We start from the raw sequence: 3,333 nt of genomic DNA on the forward strand, positions 1-3,333 counted from the left end.
TGGTACACGTACACGTTCCGCAACTTCGAGTACGTGCAGCCCGCGGCCATCCAGGTCGTCGCCGCGGTGCCCCGGCATCCCGACGTCAAGCCGGTCGACCGGCTCATGACGATCACCACCTGCAACCCGCCGTTCCACGCGGGCGAGCGGCTGATCGCCTACAACGTGTTCGAGAGCTACGCGGCGCCGCAGGACGTGCCCGCCGCGCTCGCCTCCGTCGTGAAGGGAGGCTGAGGGATGTACGGAGCGTTGTGGCGCATCCTGCCCGGCCCGGTCTGGGTCCGCATCCTGATCCTGCTCGTGCTGCTCGCGGCCGTGCTGTTCGTGCTCGTGACCTGGGTCTTCCCCTGGGTGGATTCGCTCTTGGGACCCCAGGAAGGTACCGTGGGCCCGTGACCCGCGTACTCGTCATCGACAACTACGACTCGTTCGTCTACACGCTGAACGGCTACCTCCGTGAGCTCGGCGCCGAGACCGACGTGGTGCGCAACGACGACATCCCCGTCGAGGAGCTGCCGGCCAGGCTGGCCGAGTACGACGCGGTGCTCATCTCGCCAGGGCCGGGCAAGCCGGCCGACGCCGGCGTCTCGATCCCGGTCGTGGAGCGTGCCCTCGAGACCGGGCAGCCGCTGCTGGGTGTGTGCCTCGGGCACCAGGCGATCGCCGAGGCGTTCGGCGGCGTGGTCACCAACGCCGAGGAGCTGATGCACGGCAAGACGTCGCAGGTCGAGCACGACGACAGCGTCTTGTTCGACGGGGTCCCGCAGCCGTTCACCGCGACCCGCTACCACTCGCTCGCCGTGGTGGACGGCACCATGCCGGACGAGCTGCTCGTGACGGCGCGCACCGGCGGTGGCGTGATCATGGCCCTGCAGCACCGCACGGCGCCGATCTATGGCGTGCAGTTCCACCCGGAGTCCGTGCTCACCGAGGGCGGCTACCGGATGCTCGGCAACTGGCTGGAGGCCGCCGGCCTCGCCGGTGCTGCCGAGGCGTCGCGCGCGCTGAACCCGCTGGTCAAGCTCGGCTGAGCGGCCTCGGCCGTCAGCCCGAGCAGTAGGTCAGCTCGACCGTCGTCCCCTGCGGGACGTCGCCGGGATCGACGGACTGGGTGTGCACCAGCGGTGCGCCCTTGTCCTGCGGGCACGACGGATCCGCCTTCGGCGCGGCCGTGAGGCCGAGCTGCGAGAGGATGCCGGAGGCCGCCTGGATGGACTGGCCGGTCAGGTCGGACAGCGTCACCTTGCCGCTCGACACGGTGAGGCCGATCGCGTCGCCCTCGTGCGCGTTCTGCCCGGCGGCAGGACTCGACGAGATGACGACATTCGCGGCGACGCTCGGGGAGTTCTCGGTCGTCGTCGGCCCGACCGTGAGCCCGACGGCCTGCAAGGCCTGTTTGGCGGCGTCGGCCGTCATGTTGGTCAGATCGGGGACGGCCACCGCCTTCTTGCCGGTGGACACGATCAGGGTGACGGTCTCGCCCTTCGCCATGACGATGCCGGCGGCGGGGTCGGTCCTGATCACCTCACCAGACGGATAGGTGGAGCTGGCCTCCTGCGTCTGCGTCCACTTGAGGCTGAGATCCTCGAGCTTCTTGCTCGCCGCATCCACGGTCTGCCCGGACAGGTTCGGGACGGGCCGAGAGGTCTCGGGCATGGTCGTGCTCGGCGCGAGACGCAGCACCCAGGCCAGGACCGCGACGATGACGACGGCCATCACCGCGACGCCCGCCCAGATCCAGATGACCGGTGGGCGGCGCTGCGTGCGGACCATCGTCTGGTCCTCCGCCAGCTGACGGAACGCCGCCTCCGGGCCGGAGGACGTGGTCGGAGGGGCCCCGAAGAGCGTCTCCGCGAAGTCATCCTCCTTCTTGTGGACGGGGACGCGTCCCGCGGCGGCCTCGTCGAGGTCGTGGCGGAAGTCGGCGACCGTCTGGTAGCGCTCGAAGCGGTCCTTGGCGAGTGCGTGCGCGACGACAGCGTCCATCGCCGGAGAGACCTTGGGGTTGATCGAGCTCGGCGCTACCGCCGTCTCGCTCACGTGCTGGTAGGCGACCGCGACCGGGGTGTCGCCGCGGAACGGCGGCCGGCCGGCCAGCATCTCGAACAGGACGACGCCCGTCGAGTAGAGGTCGGTGCGCGCGTCCACCGTCTCGCCCTTGGCCTGCTCTGGCGAGAAGTAGCTCGCCGTGCCGAGGATGGCCGTGGTCTGGGCGACGGTGGCGGAGGAGTCGCTGATGGCGCGCGCGATCCCGAAGTCCATCACCTTGACCTGGCCGGTCTTGGTGATCATCACGTTGCCGGGCTTGATGTCGCGGTGCACGACCCCGGCGCGGTGGCTGTACTCGAGCGCGGTGAGGATGCCCTCGGTGATGCGGACCGCCTCGGACATCTCGAGCGGCCCCTGCTTGATGAGGTCCTTCAGCAGCACGCCGTCGACGTACTCCATGACGATGAAGGGCAGCTGCGCCTCGTGCCCGTTGGGCTCGCGCACCGTCTCCTCGCCCGCGTCGAACACCCGGACGATCGTGGGGTGCGCCATCCGCGCCGCGGCCTGGGCCTCCTGCCGGAACCGGGTGCGGAAGGCGGGGTCGGTGGCGAGCGACGGCTTGAGGAGCTTGATGGCGACCGTGCGTCCGAGGCGGGTGTCCTGTCCGCGGTGCACGTCGGACATCCCGCCACGCCCGATGAGTTCGCCCACCTGATATCGGCCTGCGAGCAGGCGGCTATCTGGGCTCAATGCGGACTCCTTACGGGTGGTGACTCCGGCTAGTGTAGCGGGCCGATTCTGGACATCTCCCTCGCGAGAGGGCGGCGTCAGGGCGTCGGCGTCGAGGTCGGGCCCACCGCGGGGAGCACCTTGTAGTCCGCTGCCGGGCTCTGCCCCGACTCGATCGACTCGCCCTGGTTGCAGAAGATCGTGTAGGTCAGCGAGTAGTCCCCTTCGGAGCTCGGCGACCAGGTGAACTTCGTGTCGTTGACCGGCGCCTGCGCCTGCCCATTGATGTAGAGGCGGCGGCCCGTGAGCTTCTGGCCCGCGGGGCAGGTGGCGGAACCGAACGACACGGTGATCTGGGAATTCGCCATCCCTTGACCCGACGGCGGGTTCGCCGAGACGGTGTCGGTCGGGGTGGGGATGGGGGTGACGTCGGAGTAGACCTTCACCGTGACCTGCGAGCCGATCGGAACCGGACCGGTCGGGTTCACGGAGTAGACCTTGTTCACCTGGTTGGCTGACGTCGCGGCGGTGCCCTGCTGGACGTTCGCGACCATCCCGAGACCCTGCAGCTTGGCGCGCGCCTCGTCGGCGCTCAGACCGATGAAGTCGCTCTCG

General features: G+C 69.5%; 4 protein-coding genes and 1 pseudogene. 3 read left to right on the forward strand and 2 right to left on the reverse strand.

What is annotated here, in order from left to right:
• From ACTHJJ_RS01690 to ACTHJJ_RS01700, 3 genes and pseudogenes are all read left to right on the forward strand, one after another.
• Nucleotides 1–234 (forward strand): annotated as a pseudogene (locus ACTHJJ_RS01690) (class E sortase); the annotation flags it as partial.
• Nucleotides 235–237: 3 nt separating this feature from the next.
• Complete coding sequence (locus ACTHJJ_RS01695) at nt 238–396, forward strand: hypothetical protein (protein WP_314146186.1); 159 nt, start codon at nt 238–240, stop codon at nt 394–396.
• On the forward strand, nt 393–1,031 hold the full coding sequence (locus ACTHJJ_RS01700; RefSeq protein ID WP_314146187.1) for an anthranilate synthase component II: 639 nt from the start codon (nt 393–395) through the stop codon (nt 1,029–1,031). Before ACTHJJ_RS01695 ends, ACTHJJ_RS01700 begins: the two co-directional genes overlap by 4 nt.
• Nucleotides 1,032–1,044: 13 nt before the next feature.
• On the opposite strand, the gene pknB is transcribed toward ACTHJJ_RS01700, so the two are convergent.
• Nucleotides 1,045–2,739: a Stk1 family PASTA domain-containing Ser/Thr kinase gene (gene pknB, locus ACTHJJ_RS01705; protein WP_440301206.1), complete on the reverse strand. Its 1,695-nt coding sequence runs from the start codon at nt 2,737–2,739 to the stop codon at nt 1,045–1,047.
• Nucleotides 2,740–2,816: 77 nt separating this feature from the next.
• The coding region (locus ACTHJJ_RS01710) for a PASTA domain-containing protein (protein WP_440301207.1) at nt 2,817–3,333 on the reverse strand (517 nt) is incomplete at its 5' end.

Origin of the sequence: Intrasporangium sp., assembly GCF_051961875.1 — a bacterium.
Lineage (GTDB): Bacteria > Actinomycetota > Actinomycetes > Actinomycetales > Dermatophilaceae > Intrasporangium_A.

What these genes read in the sequence shown, in the direction of transcription:
- ACTHJJ_RS01695 (WP_314146186.1), top strand. Translation starts at nt 238, where the DNA reads ATGTACGGAGCGTTGTGGCGCATCCTGCCCGGCCCGGTCTGGGTCCGC.